Annotated in this window: 1 pseudogene; it reads right to left on the bottom strand. The window is 55.5% G+C overall.

What is annotated here, in order from left to right:
• A pseudogene (locus FDW87_RS22995) lies at positions 1-483 on the bottom strand (ATP-dependent helicase); the annotation flags it as partial.

The raw sequence follows: 483 nt of genomic DNA, 5'->3' as shown, positions 1-483 counted from the left end.
CTCGCCCAGCTGCAGGCGGAAGTCCTGCGCGCTTTGCGCCAGCCGGTCGGCGCATTTTTGAAGCTGTTGAGTGTCTTTCAGCTCGGTGCGATAGGCAATGGTGATGTCTTTCGCCAGATCCAGCAGTTGGCGACTGGAGAGCGATTGACCAAAGTACTGGCTGGCGATATCCGGTAACTGATGCGCTTCATCGAAGATCATCACTTCAGCTTCCGGGATCAGCTCGCCAAACCCACTCTCTTTCACCACCATATCAGCGAGAAACAGATGGTGGTTTACCACGACGACATCCGCATCCATCGCCTTCTTGCGCGCTTTCACGACAAAGCACTCTTTGTACAGCGGGCAGTCGCTCCCAAGGCAATTATCGTTTGTGCTCGTCACCAGCGGCCAGGCCTGAGAGTCTTCCGCCACGCTGACGCAGGTGCTGATGTCACCATCAAGGGTTTGATTTGACCAGGAGCGTAGCAGAATGACGTCACT

This window comes from Citrobacter sp. wls826 (assembly GCF_005281245.1).
GTDB lineage: Bacteria > Pseudomonadota > Gammaproteobacteria > Enterobacterales > Enterobacteriaceae > Citrobacter > Citrobacter braakii.
The sequence above is the reverse complement of the archived record's forward strand: the minus strand, read 5'-3'. Positions and strand labels throughout refer to the sequence as shown.